Raw genomic sequence first — 24048 nt, forward strand, 5'->3', positions numbered from 1 at the left:
GAGGACGAGGCAGTGGACAGGTCAGAGCGCAGACGGATCAAGCAGCACATCATGTCGTGGGGTACCGGCACGCACCGTCCGGCGGCCACCCCCGGCGGCGCGGCCGCGACGATCGCGCTCGCCGACCGGGAGCACCTCGCGGCCGTGATCGGGTCCGGCCTGACCGGTCCGGGGACCGTCGTCCTCGCCCCCGGCGATGACGACGCGGCGTCAGGTGTCGTGGGATACGACGGCTTCCTCGCCGAGCCCGGCGCCGACTTCTCCATCGGTGACGACTTCTACCTCCAGACGCAGGACTACGCGAGCAGCGCCTTCATGTCCGTGCTCGGGCCGACGCTCATCCGGATCACCGACCGCGACGACTTCGCGCTCTTCCTCGCCGACGCCGACCGCGCCGTCGCCGAAGGTGTGTTCCCCGACTTCGCCGTCGCGCCCTCCGTGTGCGTCGCCGACGCCCCCGCGCTGGGAGCCGGACGCGGCATCGACGGCGCCGGGCTGCGCCTTCATGTCGACGCGGACGGCACGGTCTCGACCTCGCCGAGCGGTTCGCCGCTCGGGACCGTCGGAACGCCGTTCGCCGAACTCGCCGGGGCCTGGGAGCGGATCAACGCGGCCGGCGACCTGCCGTGCGGGGTCTGTCTCGGCGCGGCGGTACCCGAGTCCGAGCGGGTCACCGCGCTGCTGGCCCGGCCGTACACCGGCCGGTATCTGACGGCCGTGGACGCGCTGCGCACGATGACCGTCAACGACGTGGCCGGTGTCCGGGTCTCCGGATTCGGCGACCGGATCACGCCCGGACTGACGGCGGCGCCGGTGGCCGGTGCGTACGCCGCCGACCTGCTGGACCCGGCCCTGCCCGTGGTCCTGTGGAACGACGAGCGCGCCTACGTCTTCGAACCGACCGCCGGCCGGGTCTTCACGGTCGACCGCGTTTCGGCGCGGGCCGTGGAGAGCCTCCTGGTCACCGGATCGGCGTCCGCCGCCGCCGGGTACGTGCCCGCCGCCGCCGTGGCGAAGGTGGAGCGTTTCTTCGCCGGGCGCGGTGTGTCCCTGGCCGGCGAGCGGATCACGGCGGGTGCGAGATGACGACCGGAACCCTCGCGGCACCCCCCGGCCTGGCCGGGGCCGCGTACGAGAAGCTCGGCGACCGGGCCCGGCTGTGCGGCGTGTACGACAGCGCCGGCGCCCCGGTCTACCACGACCTCGCCTCCGGCGACGCCCTGGAGGTACGGGAGATCGTCCGCGAGGTGCGCGCCGTCCCGGGACCCGTCCTGGACCTGGCGGCCGGATCCGGACGCTTCACGTTCCCGCTGCTCGCCCTCGGCCGTGAGGTCACCGCGCTCGACCTGTCCCAGGACATGCTGGACCTCCTCGGTGGGCGGATCGCCGCCGCACCGGAGCGGGTCCGCAGCCGCTGCACGGTGGTCCGGGCCGACATGGCCGCCTTCCGGCTGGAGACGCGCTTCGCGCACATCGTGCTCGGCGCCACCTCCCTCTCGCTGCTCGACCCGGCGGGGCAGGAGGGCCTGTGCCGCGCGGTCGCCGCGCACCTGGAGCCCGGCGGGCACTTCCTCTTCACCGTCCTGGAACGCGGTGACGCGGCGGGCGCCGACGAGCAGGTGTCCCGGGTGACCGGGGCCAGCGGCACCGCGTACGACCTGCACGACCACTGGCCGGCCGGGGCACCGACCCGGACCGTCACGATCATTCCCGCCGATCCGCCGCCGGGACCCGTGCCCGTCTGCACCGGTGAGGTCGGTACGACCGACGTCGCCCACGTGGAGCGCGCGCTCGCCGGGGCCGGCCTCGAACTGACCGGCCGCCGCCCGCTCTCCGGGCCGGACGACCGCCACCAGGTGACGCTCATGAAGGCGGTGTCGGCACGATGACGACCGCCCGCACGGCCCTCTGGCCGTACCTCACCGCCCCCAGCACGCACGGCGACGACAGCCTCTGCGCGGTGAGCGCGTCCGGTCACCGGATCACGTTCGCCGACGGCAGCGTCGTCCTCGACGGGAACAGCGGCCTGTGGAACGCGAACCTCGGCTACGGCAACGCGGCCATCGCCGCCGCCATCGGCGAGGCGGCGAAGGACGCGTCGTACCTCGGGGCCTTCCGCTACGAGAACAGCTACGCCCGCCGCGCGGCGGAGGCCCTGGTGGAGGTCTGCGGACCCGACCACTACTCCCGGGTGCTCTTCTCCTCCTCGGGCGGCGCGGCCAACGACGCCGCGATGAAGCTCGTACGGCACTACCAGGCCCTCGCCGGGCAGCCGCGCCGCAACCTGGTGGTGGCGCTGCGCGACAGCTTCCACGGCCTGACCTTCGGCGGGTTCGCCCTCACCGGCGAGGACCTCGGCCAGCGGGTCTACGGCGTCGACCAGCGACTGGTGCGCCATGTGACGCCCAACGACCTCGGTGAGCTGCGGGCGCTGGTCGCCCGGAGCGGCGCGCAGATCGCGGCGGTCGTGGTGGAGCCGGTCCTCGGTTCCGGCACCGTCCCGCTCTCCGACGCGTACATCGCCGAGCTGCTGCGGCTGCGCGACGAGACGGGCTACCTGCTCGTCGCCGACGAGGTCGCGACCGGGTTCGGCAGGACCGGCGCCTTCTTCGCCTCCCAGACCTGGCCGGGTCAGCCGGACGTGCTGATCACCTCGAAGGGCCTGACCAACGGCACCTGCCCGGCGTCGGCCGTCGTCTTCTCGCACCGGGTCGCCGAGGCCTTCACGGACCAGGACGCCGTCCTGACACACGCGGAGACCCAGGGCGCCACCGCGATCCCGTGCGCGGCGATCAGCGCGACCATCGCCGAGACGCACCGGCTCGACGCCGTCGTCGCGGGCCGCGCGCTCGCCGCCCGGCTCGACGCGGCGGTGACACGGCTGGTGGCGGAGCACCCCCGGGTGACCGGCTCCTCCGGCCGCGGCTGCTTCCGCACCCTGCACCTCACCGAGGAGTCCGGCGAGCGGCTTCCCGGCTCCCGGGTCGCGGAGCTGGTCGCGGAGATCCGCCGGGCCGGGGCCCTGGTGCACCCGGGCCCCGGCGGTATCCAGCTGGTGCCCGCGCTCACCTACACGGACGCCGAACTGGACGAGCTGATGGCCCGCGTGGAAGCGGGACTCGCCGCCTTCACGGGGACGACGGCGGTACCGGCCGGTGTCCCGGCCCTCCCCGAGCCGCCGGCCGGGCCCGGGAGGGCGTCATGAAGGCCACCTTCCGTACGCCGCCGGCCCCGATGCGGGATGTGGCGCACGTCGCCGACCTGCTCCGCCGGGACCAACCGGCGGCCGTGACGCTCCTCGCGGACCCGGCCGTCGCGGACCAGGACATCACCCGGTCGCTGCTGGCCCAGGTGGAGAGCGCGGGCCTGCCCCCCCGGCTCGTACGCGGCGGTGGCCGGGTCGACCTCCCGTCGGTCGAGCGGCTGGCCGGGAGCCTCACCCCGGACGGACTCCTCATCGGCGTCGGCGGAGGCACGACCCTCGACCTCGCCAAGCTGGCGGCGCTCGTCGCCGCCCGGCCCGAGGCGCTGCGCTGGCTCACCGCCCCGCAGCGCAGCGGGATGGTCGCCCTGCCGCCCCGCCTCGGCGAGTCGGCGCGGGTGCTCGCGGTACCGACCACGCTGGGCACCGGCAGCGAGCTGGGCACGGTGGCCTGTTACGAGCACGCCGGTTCCAAGCGGCTGGTGACCGGACCCTGTCTGCGGCCGGAGGCCGCGGTATGGGCACCGGAGGCGACGGCCACCCTGCCGGCCGGCCTGATCGCCGAAGGGGTGCTGGAGGCGCTGTTCCGTACGGTCAGTCCGTACGCCGGCGATTCCACCGAACTCCCCGAGCAGGACGCCGCGGTGGAGGAACTCGCGGGCCGGCTGGTGGACGCCGGGTACGAGGTGGCGGAGCACCGCGCGGCCGGCCGGGCCGTCGGGCCCGCGCTGCGGCTGCGGATCGCCGAGCTGAGCGGTGAGAGCCAGATCGGCCACATCAACCTCGGCCGCGACCCGTACGCCGTCAAGGGCTGGCCGATCGCCAACGAGCTGTCCACCACGCTGGGCCTGCCGAAGATGCGGGCCGTGGCCGCCGTCTGGCCGGTGCTCTGGCGCCGGGTCGGCGCCGGTGACGACCGCCTCGGCGACGCGGGCCGGATCGACCGGCTCTGGACGGTGCTGCGGCAGCGGGCCCCGTGGCTCGACGCCGATCCGGCCACGGGCCTGGCCGGGCTGATCCGCGCGTGGCGCGTCGAACCCGCGACGGGGGCCACCCCCGAGCGGATCGACACCGCGGTCACCCGGACGATGCGGGCCTGGGGCGCCGGACTTCCGATGCTCGGTGGGCTGACGGCGAGCGACCTGCGCTCCCTCCTCACCGAGGCCCTCCGGCCGGGACAGGACGGCGCGACAGCCGCCGCCCCCGGCCCCACAGACCAACGCGTCGCGGAGCTCCACTCCGTGACGTGATGGAAGCGATGACCGGTAACGAGACAGGGAGAGGAGGAACAACCATGACCGAGAACACGGTCGAGCTCGAGATGCAGGAGCTCGAAATGCAGGAGCTGGAGTCCATGGAGGCTCCGGGCTGGGCGACCAGCATCGGCGTGAGCGTCGGCGTATCCATCGTCAGCGTCGCGTGGAGCATCACCTAGTCGACCCGCGCGGGCACCGTCCCGTAACGGCCGTCCCGTCGAGACCTGGAGAGGAGGAACGAATATGAACAACCACATCGCCTCGATCGAGGAACTCGATCTGGAGCTGGAGATGCAGGAGCTGGAGGCCCTTGAGGCCCCGGGCTTCTGGACCGGTGTCTCGATCGGTGTCGCGATCAGCGCCAGTGTCGCCACGTCCGTGGCCGTCACCTGAGCAGCAGCTGACGCTTCACCTTCCTGGTGAGCCACTTCCTGGTGAGCTGCGTTCACCACGCGTGCGGGAGCCTTCCGTACGTCCTGCCTCGGCCCGCTTTCCGGCTAGGAATCAGCTGGGCCGAGGCAGGGGACCCCTACCCGTATCCGGGACGGACACACGAGATCTCGTGGTGAGGAACTGACGTGAGTACCCCAACCGCAACGCCTGCCGCGTACACGCGGCGGCCGAGCTGTGCGCCCGGTACGGAGATCCATCCTCCCATGGGCGACGACGGCGGCCAGTGGGTACTCCAGAAAGGCCCCCGCTACATCCGGGTCGGCGCGAGTGTCGCGCGCCTCGCGGAGCGGATGGACGGGCAGCGCGACCACGCGGACCTGGCGGAGGTCCTGGGGCGCCCGTGGTCCGAGGCGCTCGTCAGCCGGACCGTCCAGCAGCTCGACGACCTGGGGCTGATCGACCGAGGCGACACGGCCGCTCCCAGGCGACCGTCCCGGATGAAGATCGTCCCGCCGTTCACGCTCCAGCTGACCCTGCTGCGCCCCGGCCCCACGATGCAGCGGATGCGGCCCTTCTTCTCCCTGATCGCGAACCGGTTCGTCGTGCTCGCGGCCGTCCTGGTCGCGGTGGCCGGCTTCGCCGCCCTCGCCGTCCGGTCGGGTGAGGTCACCCGGGTCCTGGGCGAACCGCTGCCCGCCACCACGTACGTCGGGGTACTCCTCGGCCTCGTCGTCGGCACGTCGATCCACGAACTCGGCCACGCGGCCACGCTCATCCACTACGGCGGACGCCCGTCCCGGATCGGCGTCATGCTCTTCTACCTGATGCCGGCGTTCTTCTGCGACGTCTCCGACAGCTGGCGGCTGCCCCACCGCAACCAGCGCGTCCGGGTGGCGCTGGCCGGGCCCGCCGTCCAGACGTTCCTGGCCGGGGCGGCCGCGCTCGCCGTCCTCGTGACCGAACCGTCCGGCTTCCGGGACGGCCTGCTGTTCTTCGCCGTCGGCGGCTATGTCACGGGCGCCCTGAACCTGCTGCCGTTCGTCAAACTCGACGGCTACCTCGCCCTGATGACCCGGATCGACGTGCCGTACCTCCGCGACCGCGCCACGGGCGACGCCCGCCGCGCGGTCGCCCGGCTGCTGTTCGGCGGTACGTACCAGCGCGAGCTGACGAGCCGCTGGACGACCCTCTACGGCCTCGCCTGCCTCTGCTTCCCCCTCTACCTGCTCTCCACGGCCCTGACGGTGTGGATCGGCGTGCTGCAGCGGGGCGGGATCCTCGGCCTGCTGCTCGTCCTGTGCGGTTTCCTCTACGCCCTCTACTTCCTGGTGCGGGGCGGCCGGCGGCTCGCCCGCGAGGTGCGCGCGGCCGGTGCCGCCCGGTGGCGGGTCCTGACCGTCACGGCGGCCCTCGCCGCCGGGCTCGGCGCGCTGGCGTTCGTGCCCCAGCCGTACGCGGTCCAGGCGGCGTACGTCACCCGGGACGGCGCGGTCGAACTGGTGCTGCTCGACGGCTCGGACGCGGCCGGCATCGAGGCCGGGCAGCGGGTCGAACTCCTGCGCAACGGCGCCGTACTGCACACCCGCGTCGGCGCGGCGGCCGTCACGACCGGGCAGGGCACCGCGGGCACCGCCCCGCTGTCCTCGTTCTTCCCGGTCACCCTGGCCGCCGAGCCGGACCTCCCGGTCACCGGCTACGCGCTCACCCTCACCCCGGGGGAGCGGCCGGACGCGGAGTCCGGCGCGGCCCGGGTGCTCGTCGGGGACCTGCCGCTCTGGGAGGTCGTGTACCGCGGCTACCTGAAGCCCTTCCTGTAGCCCCGACCACCGGGCGGCGCGCGCCACCCCTGACCGCACCCACAGAACAGGAGACGTCACGTGCTCGACTTCCGCTTCCTCGACTTCTGCCGCGAGGACACGCTCTACTACGACGCTCCCGACCGGTCCGGTGCGGAACAGGACTTCCACGCGGGACGCGTCCCGGGGCCCGGCTGGACCGTCGTCCGGGGCCGGGAGTGGACCGTCTGCACGCCGCCGGTGCTCGACATCCCCGACCAGGGCTGGAAGATCCACGTCTCGGCGTCGCCGGACAACGCGGAGCACCTGCTCGACCTCGTCGCGCCCTACTGCGCCGAACACGGGCTGTTCTTCAAGTACATCAACGACCGCGACACGCTGAGCCGGCGCGGCAGCAAGTACGGGGACCGCACCGCCAGCGGGAAGTTCATCACCCTCTACCCGCGTGACGAGGAGGTCCTGGAGCGGACCCTCACCGAGCTGGAGGAGCTGGTCGGCGGTACGCCCGCGCCGTACATCCTCAGCGACCTCCGCTGGGGCAAGGGCCCGCTCTTCGTGCGCTACGGCGCCTTCGTCCTCAAGATGACGCGGGGGCAGCACGGCACGCCGGTGCCCGCCATCGTGGACCCCCGGGGCGAACTGGTCCCCGACCTGCGACGGCCCTCGTTCCGGCCGCCGGAGTGGGTGACGCTGCCCGGCTTCCTCGCCGACGCGCTCGCGGAGCGCAGGCGCGGGACGCTCAAGGACTTCCCGTTCAAGGTCTACAAGGCCCTGCACTTCTCCAACGGCGGCGGCGTCTACCGCGCCGTGGACTCCCGGGCCGGCGAGGAGGTCCTCCTCAAGGAGGCCCGGCCGCTCGCCGGGCTCGACGCCGGGGGCGCCGACGCCGTGGAACGGATGCGGCGCGAGCACTGGGCGCTGACCCGGCTGGCGGGCCTGCCGACCGTCCCGGCCCTGATCGACTACCGGGACGGCCACGAACACCGCTTCCTGGCACGCGAGTTCGTCGAAGGCGAGCCGCTCGTCGACCTGCTGCGCACCCGCCACCCCTTCGCGTCGGGCGACAACACGCCCGCCGCGCGGGCCGCGTACGCGACCTGGGCACTCGGCATCCTGGCCCAGGTCGAGGACGGGATCCGCGCGATGCACGAGCGCGGTGTCGTCTTCGGGGACCTGCACCCCGGCAACATCCTGGTGAAGCCCGACGGCCTGATCGCGTTCATCGACATGGAGACCGCGACGGCGGTCGAGGACAACGGCCTCCAGCACATGGGCGCGCTCGGTTTCCACGCGCCGGGCCATGTGTCCGGGGCCGGGGTGGACCTGTACGGACTCGCCGTACTGCGGCTGACGATGTTCGTGCCCATGCCCCAGGTCGTCCCGTGGGGTGTCGCCAAGGTCCGCGAGCTGATCGCGGTGGCCGCCGAGCGGTTCGCGCTGGAACCGCACGTCGTCGCGGCGATGGAGGACGGTCTCGGCCCCGACCGGATCGGCTCCGGCACCGACTACTCCGTGCCCTGGCCCGCCGATCCGGTGACCGGTGACCTGCGCGACCGGATCGCCGCGAGCATCGTCGCGGCGGCGACCCCGGAGCGCGACGACCGCCTCTACCCGGGCGACGCGACGCAGTTCCTCACCCCGGGCGGCGGTACGACGTTCGCCTACGGCGCGGCCGGGGTGCTCTGGGCCCTGGCACGCACCGGCCACACACCGCCCGCCGACCACGTGCGGTGGCTGGTGGAGCACGCCGGGACCCTGGAGCCCTGCGGGCCCGGCTTCTACACCGGCCTGGCCGGAGTCGCGTACACCCTCGAAGAGCTGGGCCGCGGTGAGGCGGCCACCGCGCTGCTGGACCGGGCGCTCGCGACGCCCGCCGCCGGGGTGGACGACTCCCTCGCCGACGGCTGGTCGGGGCTCGGTCTGACGGCGCTCCACCTGGCCGCCCGGCGTGACGACCCGGCGTACCTGGACCGCGCGCGCGAAGTGGCGGCCCGGCTGGGCGACCCCGGCGACCCCGGCGACGCCGGTACGGGCCGGGCGCCGCGCGTCGGACTGCTGTACGGCCGGACGGGCCCGGCGCTGTTCCTGCTGCGGCTCTTCCAGCGCACGGGTGAGAACGCCTGGCTCGACGCCGCCGTACGGGAGCTGCGGACCGACCTCGACATCATCGGCCGCGACGAGGCCACCACCGCGCTCCAGCTGGGCGGCGGCCTCGCGGGCAGCGCCGGCCTCGCGCTGGTCACCGGCGCCGTCCTCGGGGAGCGGCCGGAGGACGATCTGCGGCGGTCCCACGACGCGCTGCTCGCGATGGCGCGGTCCCAGTTCGCCGTGCCCGGCGGCCTGTTCAAGGGACGGGCCGGTGCGGTGCTCGCGCTGGCCGGCCACGACGAGGACCCGGCGGACGCCGCGAACCTCCGCGCCCACGCGGACGCGCTGGGCTGGGAAGCGGTGTCGCCGGAGCCCGGCCGGGTCGACTTCATCGGCGACCACGGCCACCGGCTCTCCACCGACCTCGCGACCGGCTCGGCCGGGGTGCTCGTCGCGCTGGCGGCGCTGGCCGGGCGGGAGGGGTCGCTGCTGCCCTTCACCGAGGCGGCCCGGCAGGCGGCGCCGGCATGACGCGGCTGCGCGCCGGGGACGGCAGGGGTACCGGGGGCGCCGGGGGTGCCGGACGCGCCGGGGGCAGCAGGGGTACCGGGGGTGCCGGGGGCGCCAGGGGCGCCAGGGGTGCCGGACGCGCCGGGGGCAGCAGGGGTACCGGGGGTGCCGGGGGCGCCAGGGGCGCCGGGGGCGCCGGGGGCGCCAGGGGCGCCGGGGGCGCCAGGGGCGCCGGGGACATCAGGGAAGCCAGGGAAGCCAGGGAAGAATCCGCATGATCGACGTGCCCCGTACGCTCGGCCGCTCCGGCGGCATCGCCGTCGGCTACTCGCTCGCCCCGCCCCAGGACGCCGGCCCGCTGTGGAGCGTGGCCGTCGAACTGCTGCCCGTCGACGGCCTGGACGCCGGCGAGATGCCGCCGTCCGCGCGCCTGGTGGGCGCCAGCGGGCATTCCCGCGCCGACGCGTTGCTCCGGGGCGCCGGTGAGGCCGTCGAGCGCTACGCCCTGCACCCCGTACCGGGCCTCGCCACGACGCGCGGCGCGGCCGGGGCCCTCGACGCCCCCGCGCTGGCGGCCTTCGAGCCCCACCTCGCGCTCGCGGCCCCGGCCGCCGTCGGCGCCGTACTCGACTGGGTGCCGGGCCGCAGGCTGCGCGACGACACGACCGTGATGGTGCCCGCGCCCCTCGTCGACTGGCCTTCGCTCGGTGCCGACTGCGCGCTGTTCGACCCCGGGCCCTCGGGTGCGGCGGCGGGCAGCAGCCCGCGCATGGCGCTGCGTTCCGCCCTGCTGGAGATCGTCGAACGGGACGCGGTGCTGGGCGCGTGGGAGCGGGGGCTGCGGCTCCCGGCGTACGACGACCCGGATCAGGTCGACCTCGGTCCCGCCGGCACCGCGCAGGCCGGCTCCGCGCAGGCCGGTCCCGGGCAGGCCGGTCCCGGGCAGGCCGGTCCCGGGCAGGCCGGTCCCGCGCAGGCCGGCTCCGCTCAGGTCGGCACCGCGCAGGCCGGTCCTGCTCACGGGTCCCCCGGCGACCGGCGGTCCAGGACCGCGCTGACCAGGCTGTGGCGGCAGGCCCGCGACCGGGGGATCACCCCGAGGCTCGCCCGGGTTCCCACCGCCGTTCCCGGCCTGTGGTGCGTCATCGGTTCCCTGGTCGACCCGGCGGGTCCCGGAGCCCTGGCGACGGTGGGCCTGAAGGCGTCGGACCGGCCGTGGGACGCGCTGCTGGGCGCCTTCCAGGAGGCGTGGCAGGTACGGGCCGCCCTCGAATCGTCCCGGGCGGCCGGCCCGCGCGACGAACCGCTGAAGACGATCGTGACCGAGGCCGACCGTATCCACCACATGCTCACGCCGGACGGCTACGCCTCCGTACGCGACTGGGTGGAGGGCTTCGTCCCGGCCCCGGGGTCGCCCCCGGCCGTGGACGTCTCCGACGAGGACATCCTGCGCGCGGTCCTCGCCGACGGCGGCGACCCGGTGGCCGTCGATCTCACCCCGAGGCTGCCGCCCGTGCTCCGCTCCATGGGCTGGTGCGCCGTCAAGGTGATCCCGGCCGGATACCAGCACCTGCGCATGGACGAGAGCCACGGGTGGAGCTGGAACGCCCCACGACTGGAGTCCGCCGTCGCCCGCACCGGGTGCGAGGCCAGATACCCGGGCCGCTCGGCCGCCCGGCCGCATCCGTTGCCGTGAGGCGAGAGACCAGCAGACCGCACGGACGTGAGTGGGAGGAACAGTGCTAGAACTCGACAACGTGGTACGGCGTTTCGATGACAGAGTCGTCGTGGACCAGGTGTCGTTCCGCGTGGCGGACGGGAAGATCACCGGCTTCGTCGGCGGGAACGGCGCCGGCAAGACGACCACCATGCGCATGATCATGGGCGTGCTGGCGATCAACGGCGGCGAGGTGCGCTGGAACGGCGAGGTGCCCACGCCCGAGGTCCGCCGGACCTTCGGCTACATGCCGGAGGAGCGTGGTCTGTACCCGAAGCAGTCGGTGCTCGGCCAGCTCGTCTACCTCGGCAGACTCCGGGGCCTCGGGCCCGAGGGCGCGAAGCGTTCGGCCACCGGGCTGCTGGAGCGCTTCTCGCTCGCCGACCGGCAGGACGCGCGGCTGGAATCCCTCTCGCTCGGCAACCAGCAGCGGGTCCAGATCGCGGCCGCCCTGATCGGCGACCCGGCCCTGCTGGTCCTGGACGAGCCGTTCTCCGGGCTCGATCCGCTCGCCGTGGACAGCATGGCGGAGGTCCTGCGCGAGATCACCGGCCGGGGCGTCCCGGTGCTCTTCTCCTCCCACCAGCTGGAACTGGTCGAGCGGCTCTGCGACCACCTCGTGGTGCTCTCCGCCGGACGCGTCGTGGCCGACGGCACCTCCGACGAACTGCGGCGCCGGGGCCGGTCGCGGTACCGGCTCGTGACGGGTGGCGAGACCCGGTGGGTCCGCGACGTCACCGGCGTCACCGTGGTGGACGAGGGGGACGGTACGGCCCTGCTGGAGCTGGCCGCCCCGGACACCGCCGACCGGCTGCTGACGGAGGCTCTGCGCCGTGGCTCGGTGCGCGAGTTCGCCGAGATGGTTCCGAGCGTCGCCGATGTGTTCCGGGAGATGACGGCATGACCAGGACAGTCACCACCGGGACCGGGACCGGGACCGGGACCGACGCCGGGACCGACGCCGGGACCGACGCCGGGACCGAGACCGGGACCGAGACCGGGACCGACGCCGGCACGAGCACGGCGACCACGGCGCCGGACTCCGCCCCTTCCGCCGCCGGGAAGCGCCCGGCGGCCGCGCCCGGCTCGCGCGGCGGGGACACGGCGCGTACCCGGGAGAAGGCCTGGCGGGTCGTCGCCGCCCGGGAGATGTCGGTCAAGATCCGCGACCGCGGCTTCCTGATCTCGACCATCGCGACGCTGGCGCTCATCCTGGGCGCCATCGGCATACAGATGTACGTCGGCGCGTCCGAGGAGAAGGTCACGGTCGCCGTCGCCGGAGCCCCGGCCGGCGACGTGATCGAGCTGGCCGTGACCCTCGCCGAACGGTCCGGCGAGGACGTGGCCATCGCGGGCAGCCGCCGGGCCTCGGAAGCGGCCGTGAAGGCCGCCGTCCTCTCGGGCGACGCCGACGCGGGCCTGCTGCCCACCGCCGACGGCTGGCAGCTGGTCGGCAAGACGGACCGGAACTCGACGGCGGCGATCTGGATCGGCGCCGCCGTCCAGCAGTCCGCCCTCGACCGCAACGCCACCGAGGCCGGGACGACCGTCGCCGACCTGTCGCGCGGGGGAAGCCTCGACTACGCGCTGCTGTCGCCCGACGAGACGCCGAAGATGGTCGTGATGGTGACGACGTACGTCTTCGGGTTCCTCTTCTACCTGGCGGCGGTGCTGCTCGGCGTGTCCCTGGCCACGAGCATCGTCGAGGAGAAGCAGAACCGCATCGTCGAGATCATCGCGAGCGCGATCCGGCTGCGGGACCTGCTGGTCGGCAAGATCGTCGGCAGCATCGTGATGGCGCTCGGCCAGATGCTGGTGTTCAGCGTCGCCGGGGTCATCGGCCTGCTGGCGATGGGGAAGTCGGACACGCTGCGGCAGATCACCCCGGGCCTCGGCTGGTTCCTCGTGTTCTACGGCGTCGGCATCGCCGTGCTCGCCTGCGTCTTCGCCGCGGCCGGTGCCATCTCGACCCGTACCGAGGACATCCAGTCCACGACCACCCCGGTCAGTGCCGTGGTGGCCGTGGTGTTCATCGGCGGGATCTCGGCGTCGGGGACCTTCCAGACGGTCCTGTCGTTCCTGCCGCTCTCCTCGACCATCACGATGCCGGGACGGATCGTGGCCGGCGGCGCCGCCTGGTGGGAGCCGGTGGTGTCGCTCCTCATCTCCCTCGTCGCCGCGGCGTTCGTGATCCTCATGAGCGAGCGGGTCTACCGCCGCGCGTTGATGCAGACGGGCCGGAAGCTGTCCATCCGCCAGGCGCTCAAGCAGTCGGAGTGACCCGGCTCAGCCGCGGGTGTGCAAGAAGCAGGAACCGATCCACGGAAGGCAGAAATATGACTGACAACCCGACCCGGAGCCGCTCCAACGCGCTCATCGGCGTGACCCTCGCGGTGCTCGTGTGCTGCGAGGTGGCCCTCCTGTCCAGCGGTGCGAGCGACGGTGTGCGCTACGGCGTCGGCGCGGCCATCGCCGTCGCCCTGGTCGTGGGCGTCATCCAGCTCGGCCGCACCCGCCGCACCGGCTGAACCGCCCCCCCACCCACGGAGCCCGGCCAGGGCCGCCCGCCCTGGCCGGGCTCCGGCATGTCCGGAGGGGCCACCCCGGGCCGGCGGCGGCCGGGGTCCCGTCCGGCCGGACGGCCGGCTGGTCAGCCAGGAGACTTCCACGGTGATCCTCGTGTACGCCTCGCCACGGCATCCGACAAGGTCGAGCACAAGGCGTACGTGGCCGCGTGGGGTGAGCCGAACGACCGTTACTGGCTCGGCCGCACCGAAGCGGCGCTCCGGCTGAAAATCCCGGACGCCAAGTATGAGGCGGCGGATTCCTCCGGTCCGGTGAGGCGCGTTCCATCGGCTTCGCTGTCGCGCAGACGTCAGCTCAGCGCACGGCGCAGCACGTTCAGCGGGTCAAGGTCCGGGAATGTTCGCCGGATCTCCACTGACGCTTGTGCGATGAGCCCGTCAAGCAAGACAGGTGCGGCGCCGTAAAGCACGTCGTGCAAGTACGGCACCAGTTCGGAAGGGTCGGGCGGCAAGCGCAATTCAATGGTCAGCGGTGCGTTCTCACTCTTGTACCGTGCGACCGGCAGTCCGACCCTGTCCGGATGGACACAAACCGGTGTTCCGTCAGCTGTGTACCGATGGCCGTCCGCAGGATTGAACGGGCATTCCCTTGTGGGCCGTTCGAATACGTCGAACTCTCCGACTGGGAGACGGCGCGACGGGCAGATACCGCAAGCAAGATGCAGAACGTCGCCGTTCACCAAGGGCTCAGCCATGCGGCGAGCCTAAGGGCTGTCGCGTAGTCGATCTTCGAGCAACGGGGCGAGTTGGCGCGGCGTCAAGTTCGTGTGCCAGTAGCCCGCAACAAGCAGCAGTCGGTACTCCAAGGGGAGTCCCCACGGCCGACCACGCGGCACCACCGCAGCGTCCTGGCATCGGAGCACGGTCAGCGGCTTTCCGATCCGACGCCGGCTCACCCGATGGATGGGTGTGTCCAGGATGGTTCGGACGCCGTGATCACGCCAGTCACAGGCAGACTTTCTCACCCACGATCAGCAGTCACAGGGCAGCCCTTGGAGAGGCCGGGGAGTCCCCCGGCGGAAGGGGGAGGCCAACCACCCTGTTCACCGCTATGTTCGCCTTGACGAGCGTCCTGTTCGGTCTCTTGCCGGACCCGCTCGTCTTCAGGGGCGACCACCCGCCTGCCACTGGGCACCGGACGTCCGTTGACCCCGGCCGCGAATCTGCCGAAGACGCCGGTCCGGAAGGACACTCGAAGGCCCCCGAGTGTGAGCCGGCGCTCCCCGCGACCCCTTCGGCGGCCCGGGTCCCCGGCGGGCTGATGCTTCCAGCGACGGCAAGCGGCTCGGTGTTGACGACGCGCCGGAAGACGCGGCAAGTACTCCGTCCACCACGCGCCGGAAGTCTGCCGGGCCGGAAGTGGAGCCCGACCCTGGCGACGACGGAGAGCCCCCGCCTTTCGGCAAGGAGGAGTTGGGGGCTGCTCTTGATCTCGTGGTGCCCGGGGCGGACGACTGGGTGGACGCGGTCCCCGACTGGGCATCGGTCTTCCTGGACGACGTACCCGTGACCTAAGAGCCCGCCGGGGCCCCGAGGAGTACGAGCCCGCCGCGTGATGAACGGTCCGCCGCTTCGGACTGGCTGCCTGAGCACAGCGAAGAGCCCCGCCGCTCCGAGGGGGAGGGGCCACTTCACGTGCGGGATTTCGTGAGGGTGGGTAAGGGGCCAGACAGGGAGTCGTATTCGCCCCTAACCTGCCGAGTAAGGCCAATATCCTTCCGGGAGTAGTCATGACGGAGTCACCACCTGACCTCACCACTGGGGAGCGAATCCGGTATCACAGGGAGCGGCGCGGGATGTCCCGCCCGGTTCTGGCCGGTCTGGTCGGCCGGTCCCCGGACTGGTTGAAAAAGGTTGAGAGGGGGGACAGGCCCGTCCGATCCCTGGCCATGCTTTCCAAGCTCGCGCAAGCACTCCGCCTGGACGATCTGGCCAAGCTCACCGGCGCCGATTCCACTGGTCCCGTGACCGACGTCGGCAAGCTCTCCCACCCATCCGTCCCAGCCTTCCGCGACGCGATCCACCTGGGCCTGTTTCGTCGTCCCCAAGCCCTTCCGGAAAGTGTCGAGGTGCTGTCCGGCCGGGTGCGCCAAGCATGGGATACCTGGCACTCATCTGCCCACCAGCGCACGGAGGTAGGCGCGGCACTCCCCGCGCTACTGGCGGCGGTGCATGCGGCGACACGGCGCACGGAGGGTCCGGAGCGACGGCAGATGTATGCCGTGATGGCTGAGGCGTACGCGCTGGCCCAACAATTTGCCGCACACACCACGGAACCAGAGCTTTACTGGATCGTGGTCGACCGGGCGCGTATGGCGGCGGAAGAGTCGGACGATCCGGTCCTTCTGGCATTTGCGGCGTGGGTGAGCGCCAACGGATTGCGGGCGGCGGGGCACACGGATGAGGCGTTGGGGCAAGTGATCGACGCGGCCGAATCTCTCCGGCCCCGACTGGAGCACGGGAGCGACAGTCTGCGAGCCATCTTCGGGGCCTTGTGCCTTCATGCCGGTATCACGTACGGGCAGGAGGGAGAAGACGGCAACGCCTGGTACTGGTGGGGTGAGGCGGACCGTACTGCGGGCAAGCTGCCGGTGGGCTACCTGGACCCGTGGACGGCGTTCTCCCCAGGAAATGTATCCGTCTCCGGGGTCACCATCGGAGTGGATCTCCGTACGCCCGGGGCAGCCCTGCAACGGGCGGCGGAAACAGTCCCCGAATCGGTGCTTTCCGTAGAGCGGCGGTCACGACTGTTCATCGACACGGCCAGGTCCGAGTTCGCCAGGAAGGAATACGCGTCAGCACTCCACTGGCTAGGGAAGGGCTTCGACACCAGCCCGGAGGGCGTCCGGTATGTCCCCGTGGGCAGGAGGCTCGCAGCGGACCTTGCCCTTCAATCGCCTCCGTCACTCCGTGGTGATGCCCGGAACCTGGCCGAGAGGGTGGGCGTAGCCGCATAGCCGAAGCGCGGGGAGGGGGACAGCCTGTCCCCCTGAAGGGGAGGGGGACGGGCTGTCCCCCTCCCCTTTCAAAAAGGCTTCTAACTTCCCTTCATGACGACAGATCAAGGCAGGGGGCTGTCGGCCGAAGAAGAGAGCCGGCGGGGTTCGGCCCGAGCGGAGAGTGTGCCGTTGGCCGTGAACCGGAAGTCAGCCGAGCACCCGTACCGAGGGCAAGCGGGTGGTCGCGCGGACTCCGGATACCGCTCACGGCTATGGGGGAATCTCGCTGGTCGCCGCTCCCTCTCAATGCCGAACACGCTCCCCAGGCCGGAGATCTTCAGTGTGCTTCGCCAGTGGCCCCCGTGTGAGTGCGGCTCCCAGAACTGCCCTGATTTCAAAGGCAGTTCATGACCACCGCAGCTGATGCGGAGCCCAGGCCCGTCCCGGGGTGCGCCATCTGCGCATCGCTGGCCATGCAGCGCGCGGAGGCCATCCGGGGGCCGAGCGAACTCACCGTTGAACAGTGCAACGCGGAGATGCGGAACCACCCGCATGAGGGGGGCAGGTCATGAGGCACCAGGCATCAGGCAGACGGGCCTACCGGGCCATGGTGACGAGCCGGGGGCCGGCCGGCGGGCAGCTCGTCACCACCCCGCTGGGTACCTATCGGAGCCCTTCCCCGGTATCCGCGCTCACCTGGCTCCAGGATCGCGCCTGCCGCATCGCGGATGCCCTGGATCAGGGTGCAGGGGGCGGCCAGGAAACCCCTTACGCAGCAAGGGAGTTGCGTCGTTGGTGTGTGGACGGGGAGGCATGGCGCTCCGCCCGGTACGTACTGAGCAGAGGCGCCGTGGTCTCGCTGTCCGTGGCCGATGACACGGGGTGCCGGTACACGCTGGCCGTACAGCCCATCTGTGTGGCGGAGCCTGCCCGCCGGGCATGGCGGCTTCCCCGGATGGCAGCGGGGCAGCGGTGACGGCGCGGCGCTGCTACGTGCCCCTGGTCGTACCCACGCTTCTGATCGATGAGGCGGTACGGCTCGCGGACGGCGCGGATGACACGCACGTGCCCGGTTTCGTGAGCTGCGAACTCGATCAGGTCCACGCCCCGGATCACGCCGCGTACCTCTGCCCCGTCCGCCCGGGGCCCGTTGAGGGCGCGGTGTGGGTGAGGTGGCGGGGCGCACTGGCTGTCGTCCAGCGCGAGGCACCGTGCACCGCACGGACCGATGAACCGGAGGGTGGTGTGTGCACCCTCTACGGCCGGCACCCCGGCGGATGCTCGTGGGATCAGAAGGAATAACCGTCCTGCCCCCGGTGCGAAACGGAGCGAGATATGTCCCAGACCCAGCCCCTTCCTGAGTTCTCCGCCGAGCGGAAAGAGACCATCCGCGCGAACATCGCGGCGGCTCATCGCCGGAAGTACCAGCGGGAAACGGGGGCGGCTCTCCAGCGTGCCGGCGATGAGCCGAACCAGGCCGACGCGCTGCTCACCACGTAGGACTCCGTCCCGCTGTCCCCGTCTACAGCGCTGGCAGCGGGACGGCACTCCCGGCGGGGTCTCGCCCCGGGAGTGGGGGACGGCAGCCGGCTCCAGCTGCCGTCCCCGGCACCTCAATCCAGAGTCAAATCCCTGACGGAGGGAAGATCATGAGCGACTTGTGGCAGATCAGCGGCGGCGATGGCGGAGACGGTCTGCCGGGAGAGCCGTACCCCGGACCGCACCAGCCGCCCACCCCGGACGGTGGTCCCGGCGTCCCCAACCCGCCGAAGGACTCCTGACCAGTGGCGATCGACGCAGACCAGGAGCGCCCCAGCCGCACAGAGCTGGGGCGCGTCCTCGTGACAGGGGGCGCGCTCTCTTCGGATTGGGCCCCCTCGTTCGCTGCGGTTCCCCGCTCCGCATTCCTGCCCGACCTGATGTGGCCGTTCGACATGGCCACCAGCGAGAGCGTCGCCGTGTCCCGCCCGGACGATCCTGCGACGTGGGGTACGGGTACGCGAACGCTGACGTCCCCGTGGTCACGCAATGGGATGACGGCGCACACAAGGGGACGGAGCCGGGGGCCGTTTCGACATCGTCCGCGAGCATGCCGTCCGTGGTCTTCCGGATGCTGCGTGACCTGGAGGTGGAAGCCGGAAACCGCGTCCTGGAAATCGGCACGGGCACCGGATGGAACGCCGCACTGTTGGCCCACCGATTGGGCGCGGGGAACGTCGTCACGCTGGACGTTGACAAGGCCGTCGCCGACAGGGCGCGTACGGCGCTGAACCTGTTCGGGCTGCGTGTGAACGTCGTGCACGGTGACGGCCGGCTCGGTTACCCCGAAGGAGCGCCGTACGACCGCGTCATCGCGACGTGTGGGTGGCGTGACTTCCCGTGGTCGTGGGTGGAACAGACCCGGCCCGGCGGGGTGATCGTGCTCCCGTGGGGAACGCACTACGGCAACGGTGACGCCGTCGCCCAACTTGTCGTCGCGGACGACGGGCTGAGCGCCTGGGGGCAATTCACGGGGCCCGTCGAGTTCATGAAGGCGCGGGCCCAACGCGCCCCCGTCATCAGTCACGCCGATTACGTGCGTGGGGGCGCCTCCGAGCGGGAAAAGTCGTCCACGTCCGTCACGGAGTCGGATTTCCTCGGAGCCGACCGGTTCAGTCCTCAGCGGTTCGCTGTCGCGGTACGGGTGCCGCACTGCGTGCACGTCGTCGCCGAGAAGCGCGACGGAGCACGGCCCGTCTGGCTCTACGGGCTCACCGACCGGTCATGGGCGTGCGTGATGTTCCAGGACGGGGCGACCGCGCAAGTCCGGCAGAGCGGGGCCCGTCGCCTGTGGGACGAAGCGGAAGCGGCCTACCGATGGTGGGAGGAGATGGACCGGCCCGGACATGAGCGCTTCGGGCTCACGGTCGACGTGGCCGACGAACAGCGCGTGTGGCTGGACGACGTCGACGCCAACTGGCCGGTGTGAGACCGCCCCCGCCCGTCTGTTGCCGGTAGCAGAAGGGCGGGCCTGCCCCGGTCCCGGACGAAATCCCGCGCTGCGGCACGGTGTAGACGTCACCGAGGTCCCGCGAGTGCCTTACCGGACGCCGTGCCGTGTCCCGCGCCTGAGCCGGGCGCCGGTCGGGCGCCAAGACGGGCCGGGGCTCATTTCCGCAGATCGGACAACCTCTCGATCGCTTCGTCCAGCACATCGGTGCGCTTGCAGAACGCGAAGCGCACGAAAGGCGCTCCCTGTTCGCGGTGGTCGTAGAAGACCGCGTTGGGCACGGCGACGACCCCGCAGCGCTCCGGGAGCGCGCGGCAGAACGCGAAGCCGTCGCTCTCGCCGAGGGGGCGGATGTCGGTGGTGACGAAGTACGTGCCGGCCGGGCGGTAGACCTCGAAGCCGGCCGCCGTCAGACCGGCGGACAGCAGGTCGCGCTTGGCCCGCAGGTCGGCGCGGAGACCGTCGAAGTACGTGTCGGGAAGGCGCAGCGCCTCGGCCACCGCGTACTGGAACGGCCCCGACGCCACGTACGTCAGGTACTGCTTGGCGGAGCGCACCGCCGTGACGAGTTCGGGCGTTCCTGTCACCCAGCCCACCTTCCAGCCGGTGAAGGAGAACGTCTTCCCGGCCGAGCTGATGGTCAGGGTCCGCTCGCGCATGCCGGGGAAGGTGGCGATCGGCAGGTGCTCGCCCTCGAAGACCAGGTGCTCGTACACCTCGTCGGTGACGACCAGCAGATCGCGCTCGACGGCGAGTTCCGCGATGGCCGCCAGTTCGGCGCGGCTGAGGACCGTACCGGTCGGGTTGTGCGGGGTGTTGAGCAGGATCAGCCGGGTGCGGGGGGTGACGGCGTCCCGCAGTTCGTCCAGGTCCAGGTGGTAGGCGCCGTCCCGGGGGCGCAGGGTGACGGGGACGCGGGTGCCGCCCGCCATACCGATGCAGGCGGCGTACGAGTCGTAGTACGGCTCCAGCGCGATCACCTCGTCGCCCGGCTCGACCAGGGCGAGCAGCGCGGCGGCGATCGCCTCGGTGGCGCCGGCCGTGACGAGGACCTCGGTGTCGGGGTCGTACGCGCAGCCGTACCGCTTCAGCTGGTGTTCGGTGACGGCGGTGCGCAGTTCGGGGACGCCGGGGCCCGGCGGGTACTGGTTGCCGCGCCCGTCGCGCAGGGCGCGGACCGCCGCCTCGCGGACCTCGTCGGGGCCGTCGGTGTCGGGGAAGCCCTGGCCGAGATTGATCGCCCCGGTCCGGACGGCCAGGGCCGACATCTCCGCGAAGATCGTCGTACCGAACTCGGCGAGACGGCGGTTGAGGAACGGGCGTGAACCTGGTTCGCGTACGGTCATGGCGGCCATCCTGGGGGGAAGCTCTGGAGTTCCTCAAGTCAGCTTTGGGCCGGTGGCGCCGAGGGGACATCCCCCTCACACGACAAGCCGGTACGTGCGAAGCCGGCCACGCGACGGCGCGGGGGCCTCGCTTCGGGGGAGCGGAAGGACGGTGGGGGAGATGGCAGCTCTGGGCGTGGTGATCGTCTTGGTCGCGGTCGCGGTCGTCGGGGTGGTGGCGAGTGTGAACAGCCGCGACAAAGCGCGGAAGAGGCGCCGGGGTCCGACGGGGCCGTCGCTGCGGAAGAAGAGCGCGAAGAACCGCTCGAACAGCAGCTGGTGGGAGGGTGGTGGCGGCGGAGCGTCCTGCGGGGGTTCGTCCGACAGCGGCAGTGGTGGTCACTCCTCGGGTGGTCACTCCTCGGGCGGTCATTCCTCCGGTGGTCACTCCTGCGGTGGCGGGCACTCCTCCTGCGGCGGGGGGTCGTCGTGCGGCGGGGGATCGTCGTGCGGCGGGGGTGGCGGGTGCGGAAGCAACTGACGCGGGCGACTGACGCGGGCGACTGACGCGGGCAACTGACGCGGGCGACTGACACGGGGCAGTTGGTCCGCGGTGGTGAGAGCCCGGTGCGCGATGCCCGGCGGGAGCGAATTCCCGCCGGGCATCGCCACGTTGACCGTCCGGTTGACCTTCTCGGCCGCTTTCGGTTGAACACGTGAACCGTGGAGCCCCCGGGGGGATGGAAACCACTCCAAGTTGGGTAAAAACGCTTTGAGCGCCGCGTAGTTCGTGATTCCCTCACTGTTGAGAGCTTCCAGCCCTCGGGACGTCATCCGGACCGAGCAGGCGATCTCCCCCACAAGGTGCCCTCGCTCGTCGTCCGGGAGATCCCCGGTCCATCAGTCAAGCGTGTTTGCGGAGCCCACCCATGCTCAGGACCCTCGATACCGCCTACACCGACACCCGTGCCGCCGACCTGGCCTGGGCGTTGGGCCGGGAACCGCTTCCCGCCCTGGCCGTCCTCGACCTCGACCTCTCCGGCGCCAGCGTTCAGCTGAGGCTGCTCGGCGCCTCCCACCAAGTGCTTCTGGAGGAGGAGCGGGGTACCTGCTCCGAGACCGTGGCCTGCATCCCCGGCAGCAGTACGCCGCTGCCGCTCGGCGTCTCCAAGCGGCTCGGGGAGTGGGAGTACGAATTCGCCGCGCGCGTCGAGATCCTCTCGCAGGGTTCGTTCGCCGGGCGCGCGCAGGAGTTGCTCGCCCTGGTCGCCGACCACCCGAACGGACTGGCGGGCACCTTTCCGGGATCCCCGTACGCCTTCACCGCGATGCTCGCGCAGCGTGACGAGGGGCAGGTGCGGTGGCGGACCTGGCACGCGTATCCGCAGGAGGGGCGGCTCGTCGTGACGCGGACGCGGGTCGGCGTCCGGATGCCCGTGGCGCTGTAGGTGCGCCAGTGGGGGAGCGTCTGCCGCAGATACACCCTTGTGGGTGACAAAAAGCAGGCGCGTCGTGACGTAGCGTTACCAACATGATCGAACAGTCCGTCTACTCGCCGCCCCGGGGCGCGACGCGGCTGCCCGTGCGCGCGGATGCCGGCCGTTTCCTGATCCTCACCGTGGTCTTCATCTGCGCCGCGTGCGGACTGGTGTACGAGCTGGAGCTGGTCGCGCTCGCCTCGTATCTGATCGGGGACTCCGTCACCCAGGCGTCCGTGGTCCTCTCGGTGATGGTCTTCGCGATGGGCATCGGCTCGCTGCTCGCCAAGCGGCTGCGCTGCCGCGCGGCGGTCGGGTTCGGTCTGGTGGAAGCGGCGCTCGCGCTGCTCGGCGGCTGCTCGGCGCTCGTGCTGTACGCGAGCTTCGCGTGGATAGGTGAGTCGCGGTTCGCGCTGGTCGGCTTCTCGCTGGCCATCGGCATCCTCATCGGCGCGGAGATCCCGCTGCTGATGACGCTCATCCAGCGGGTCTCCCGGCAGGACGCGGGCGGGACGGTCGCCGATCTGTTCGCCGCCGACTATGTGGGCGCGCTCGTCGGCGGGCTCGCCTTCCCGTTCCTGCTGCTGCCCTGGCTGGGACAGCTCACCGGCGCGCTGCTGACGGGCGCGGTCAACGCGGTGGCGGGCGGCGCGCTGGTCCTGTGGGTCTTCGGGCGGGATCTGACGCGGCGCTCGCGCTGGCTGCTGCTGGGGGTCAACGTGCTGGTGCTGGCCGCGCTGGCCACGGCGGCGGTCCAGGTCGACGACTTCGAGCGGGCGGCGCGGCGCGCGGTGTACGGCGACCGGGTGCGGGTCGCCCTCCACACCGATGTCCAGGAAGTCGTGGTCACGGGCGACCGGGCCGGGCCCCCCGATCTGTACCTGGACGGCCGGCTGCGGGTCAGCGGGCGCGACGAGTACCGCTACCACGAGGCGCTGGTCCACCCCGCGATGCGCGGGCCGCACGGACGGGTGCTGATCCTCGGCGGCGGAGACGGACTGGCCGCCCGGGAGGTCCTGCGGTACGGGGACGTCCGCTCGGTCACCGTCGTCGAGCTGGACCCGGCCGTCGTCCGGCTGGCCCGCACGGATCCCGCCCTGACCGCGCTGAACGGGCACGCGTACCGCGATCCCCGAGTGCGCGCGGTGTACGCGGACGCGTTCACCTGGCTGCGCGGTGCCGGGCACGGGACGTACGACGTGGTCATCTCGGACCTGCCGAATCCGGGGATCACGCCCAGCACGAAGCTGTATTCGGAGGAGTTCTACGGGCTGACCACCCGGGTGCTCGCCCCCGGCGGGCGGCTGGCCGTGCACGCCGGGTCGACCGCGACCCAGCCGCGTACGTACTGGACGGTCGACGCGACACTGCGCGCGGCCGGGTTCGGGACGCGGCCGTACCGCGCGACGGGGCGGCCCTCCGGCTTCGCGGCCGGGCCCGACCGGGCGAAGGACGGCAGACCGACCCCGAGCGACTGGGGGTTCGAGCTGGCCGAGGTGGGCGTCAGACCGCGGCTCGGCCTCGCGGCGGACGCCCCCCCGCTGCGGTCCCTGGCCGGGGCGGAGCTGGCGGCGGGCGCGCGGGGGGCGGAGCGGACACGGATGCCGGATCTGCCGCCGTCGACGCTGGTGCACCCGCGGTACGCGGACTGAGCGGGGATGCTCCGGTCCGGCGAAGGTGCGGCTGCGGCGGTGCTGAGACAGTGCGGAGGGGCGACTGAGGCGGTGCTGAGGCGCGGCTCATCGCACGGTTGACGGCCCGGCTGCGGCG

At 72.2% G+C, this 24048-nt stretch carries 19 protein-coding genes and 2 pseudogenes; 18 read left to right on the forward strand and 3 right to left on the reverse strand.

Going from position 1 to position 24048, the window contains the following annotated elements:
• The first annotated feature begins 12 nt into the window (after positions 1-12).
• The 12 genes from mpaB to ACIBAE_RS23060 all read left to right on the forward strand — a co-directional run bounded on the left by mpaB (position 13) and on the right by ACIBAE_RS23060 (position 13490).
• Complete coding sequence (gene mpaB, locus ACIBAE_RS23005; RefSeq protein WP_399288666.1) at positions 13-1086, forward strand: daptide biosynthesis RiPP recognition protein; 1074 nt, start codon at positions 13-15, stop codon at positions 1084-1086.
• Complete coding sequence (gene mpaM, locus ACIBAE_RS23010; RefSeq protein WP_399288669.1) at positions 1083-1889, forward strand: daptide-type RiPP biosynthesis methyltransferase; 807 nt, start codon at positions 1083-1085, stop codon at positions 1887-1889. Before mpaB ends, mpaM begins: the two co-directional genes overlap by 4 nt.
• A complete protein-coding gene (gene mpaD, locus ACIBAE_RS23015; RefSeq protein WP_399288672.1) occupies positions 1886-3205 on the forward strand; it encodes a daptide-type RiPP biosynthesis aminotransferase in 1320 nt (439 codons plus the stop codon). Before mpaM ends, mpaD begins: the two co-directional genes overlap by 4 nt.
• Complete coding sequence (mpaC, locus tag ACIBAE_RS23020) at positions 3202-4452, forward strand: daptide-type RiPP biosynthesis dehydogenase (protein ID WP_399288676.1); 1251 nt, start codon at positions 3202-3204, stop codon at positions 4450-4452. The genes mpaD and mpaC overlap by 4 nt, the downstream gene beginning before the upstream one ends.
• A 44-nt stretch (positions 4453-4496) precedes the next feature.
• The gene (locus tag ACIBAE_RS23025; RefSeq protein WP_399288679.1) at positions 4497-4637 is read left to right on the forward strand and encodes a daptide-type RiPP; all 141 of its coding nucleotides are present in this window, start codon (positions 4497-4499) and stop codon (positions 4635-4637) included.
• A 64-nt stretch (positions 4638-4701) separates the two neighbouring features.
• Positions 4702-4851: a daptide-type RiPP gene (locus ACIBAE_RS23030; protein WP_399288682.1), complete on the forward strand. Its 150-nt coding sequence runs from the start codon at positions 4702-4704 to the stop codon at positions 4849-4851.
• A gap of 185 nt (positions 4852-5036) precedes the next feature.
• Positions 5037-6668 carry a daptide biosynthesis intramembrane metalloprotease gene (gene mpaP / locus ACIBAE_RS23035; RefSeq protein ID WP_399288685.1) on the forward strand — a complete coding sequence of 544 codons (1632 nt, stop codon included), beginning with the start codon at positions 5037-5039 and terminating at the stop codon, positions 6666-6668.
• Between the two features lie 60 nt (positions 6669-6728).
• Complete coding sequence (gene lanKC, locus ACIBAE_RS23040) at positions 6729-9266, forward strand: class III lanthionine synthetase LanKC (RefSeq protein WP_399288689.1); 2538 nt, start codon at positions 6729-6731, stop codon at positions 9264-9266.
• A 253-nt stretch (positions 9267-9519) separates the two neighbouring features.
• Entirely contained in the window at positions 9520-10941 is a 1422-nt protein-coding gene (locus ACIBAE_RS23045) for a YcaO-like family protein (protein ID WP_399288692.1), read from the forward strand.
• Positions 10942-10984: 43 nt separating this feature from the next.
• Positions 10985-11866, forward strand: a complete 882-nt coding sequence (locus tag ACIBAE_RS23050; RefSeq protein ID WP_399288695.1) for an ABC transporter ATP-binding protein — start codon at positions 10985-10987, stop codon at positions 11864-11866.
• Positions 11863-13242, forward strand: a complete 1380-nt coding sequence (locus tag ACIBAE_RS23055) for an ABC transporter permease (protein WP_399288698.1) — start codon at positions 11863-11865, stop codon at positions 13240-13242. Before ACIBAE_RS23050 ends, ACIBAE_RS23055 begins: the two co-directional genes overlap by 4 nt.
• 56 nt (positions 13243-13298) lie before the next feature.
• Positions 13299-13490: a hypothetical protein gene (locus ACIBAE_RS23060; protein WP_399288699.1), complete on the forward strand. Its 192-nt coding sequence runs from the start codon at positions 13299-13301 to the stop codon at positions 13488-13490.
• Between the two features lie 347 nt (positions 13491-13837).
• On the opposite strand, the gene ACIBAE_RS23065 is transcribed toward ACIBAE_RS23060, so the two are convergent.
• Positions 13838-14242, reverse strand: coding sequence for a hypothetical protein (locus ACIBAE_RS23065; protein ID WP_399288701.1), 405 nt, complete (start codon positions 14240-14242; stop codon positions 13838-13840).
• Positions 14243-14281: 39 nt separating this feature from the next.
• Positions 14282-14496 (reverse strand): annotated as a pseudogene (locus tag ACIBAE_RS23070) (IS5/IS1182 family transposase); the annotation flags it as partial.
• A gap of 781 nt (positions 14497-15277) precedes the next feature.
• On the opposite strand from ACIBAE_RS23070, the gene ACIBAE_RS23075 reads away from it, so the two are divergent.
• The 4 genes and pseudogenes from ACIBAE_RS23075 (at position 15278) to ACIBAE_RS23090 (ending at position 19454) form a co-directional block, all read left to right on the forward strand.
• Positions 15278-16504 (forward strand): multiprotein-bridging factor 1 family protein, encoded by a 1227-nt coding sequence (locus tag ACIBAE_RS23075; protein WP_399288704.1) that lies wholly within the window; start codon positions 15278-15280, stop codon positions 16502-16504.
• Between the two features lie 1317 nt (positions 16505-17821).
• Complete coding sequence (locus ACIBAE_RS23080; RefSeq protein ID WP_399288708.1) at positions 17822-17986, forward strand: hypothetical protein; 165 nt, start codon at positions 17822-17824, stop codon at positions 17984-17986.
• 149 nt (positions 17987-18135) lie between these two features.
• Entirely contained in the window at positions 18136-18267 is a 132-nt protein-coding gene (locus ACIBAE_RS23085) for a hypothetical protein (protein WP_399288711.1), read from the forward strand.
• A 3-nt stretch (positions 18268-18270) separates the two neighbouring features.
• A pseudogene (locus ACIBAE_RS23090) lies at positions 18271-19454 on the forward strand (methyltransferase domain-containing protein).
• Between the two features lie 179 nt (positions 19455-19633).
• Here ACIBAE_RS23090 and ACIBAE_RS23095 read toward each other — a convergent pair.
• Entirely contained in the window at positions 19634-20830 is a 1197-nt protein-coding gene (locus ACIBAE_RS23095) for a pyridoxal phosphate-dependent aminotransferase (protein ID WP_399288715.1), read from the reverse strand.
• Between the two features lie 899 nt (positions 20831-21729).
• Here ACIBAE_RS23095 and ACIBAE_RS23100 point away from each other — a divergent pair.
• Both ACIBAE_RS23100 and ACIBAE_RS23105 read left to right on the forward strand, forming a co-directional pair.
• Positions 21730-22248, forward strand: a complete 519-nt coding sequence (locus ACIBAE_RS23100) for a DUF2617 family protein (RefSeq protein WP_399288717.1) — start codon at positions 21730-21732, stop codon at positions 22246-22248.
• An 83-nt stretch (positions 22249-22331) separates the two neighbouring features.
• Complete coding sequence (locus tag ACIBAE_RS23105; protein WP_399288720.1) at positions 22332-23930, forward strand: polyamine aminopropyltransferase; 1599 nt, start codon at positions 22332-22334, stop codon at positions 23928-23930.
• Positions 23931-24048: the final 118 nt, after the last annotated feature.

Origin of the sequence: Streptomyces sp. NPDC051569, from assembly GCF_044454085.1 — a bacterium.
GTDB lineage: Bacteria > Actinomycetota > Actinomycetes > Streptomycetales > Streptomycetaceae > Streptomyces.